General features: G+C 71.8%; 1 protein-coding gene. It reads left to right on the top strand.

All coding sequences use genetic code 11. From position 1 onward, the window contains the following. The coding region (locus tag F0L68_RS46225) for a hypothetical protein (RefSeq protein WP_223199682.1) at nt 1-202 on the top strand (202 nt) is incomplete at its 5' end. Nucleotides 203-277 lie beyond the last annotated feature (75 nt).

Raw genomic sequence — 277 nt, 5'->3', positions numbered from 1 at the left:
GGGCGGCGAGCGGGAGGAGAAGTACGTGGTGGGCACGACGTGCGGCGGCAACCTGGTGTCCATCCAGGAAGAGGAACCCGCGCACCTGGTCATCCACCAGCACTCGCCCTACTACGCGGCGGACGGCGAGCTCGTCATACACGACACGCCGCCGCACAAGCGGAGCCGACAGGTGGAGCTAGAGGACAGACGCGCGTATTGACGCTAGTCCAGCGGAGCCCGCCCGGGACGCGCCTCGCGCCGCCCCACGCCGCCCCACGCCACCCCACGCCGCCGC

This window comes from Solihabitans fulvus (assembly GCF_008386585.1).
Taxonomy (GTDB): domain Bacteria; phylum Actinomycetota; class Actinomycetes; order Mycobacteriales; family Pseudonocardiaceae; genus Solihabitans; species Solihabitans fulvus.
The sequence above is the reverse complement of the archived record's forward strand: the minus strand, read 5'-3'. Positions and strand labels throughout refer to the sequence as shown.